We start from the raw sequence: 367 nt of genomic DNA, 5'->3' as shown, positions 1-367 counted from the left end.
CTCCAGCTCCTGAAGCACGATTTTGGCAAGCCCCTGCCGGCGGTGGGCCGAATGGGTCCAGACACGCTTGAACTCGGCGGTTTCCTCGTCGTAACGCATGAAGGCACCGCCGGCGATCGCCCTGCCGCCGCGCAGGAGCAACAGGAAATTGCCCGATGGCGGGCTGAACGCCTCCGGCGGATATTTGTTCATTTCCGCCCTGGCGCCTTCCGCATTGAAATATGTGCCGTAGCGGCTGTCATATTCGAACAGCAACTCCTCCAGCAGCGGGGTTGCGAGCGGATTCTTGACCGATGTGTAGAGAAAACTGTCGCTCATCTCATTGTCCTAAACTCGTTGCATCAGGAGAGGTATGCTTCGGCCAGGC

At 59.1% G+C, this 367-nt stretch carries 1 protein-coding gene; it reads right to left on the bottom strand.

Annotated elements, in window-relative coordinates:
• Positions 1 to 318: GNAT family N-acetyltransferase (locus SB816_RS30170; RefSeq protein WP_410548013.1), on the bottom strand; the 318-nt coding region annotated here is incomplete at its 3' end.
• Between the last annotated feature and the right edge of the window lie 49 nt (positions 319 to 367).

It is taken from the genome of Achromobacter sp. SIMBA_011, assembly GCF_046535435.1.
GTDB classification, from domain to species: domain Bacteria; phylum Pseudomonadota; class Gammaproteobacteria; order Burkholderiales; family Burkholderiaceae_B; genus Achromobacter; species Achromobacter dolens.
Note: the sequence above shows the minus strand (reverse complement) of the source record. Positions and strands in the feature narration are given on the sequence as shown.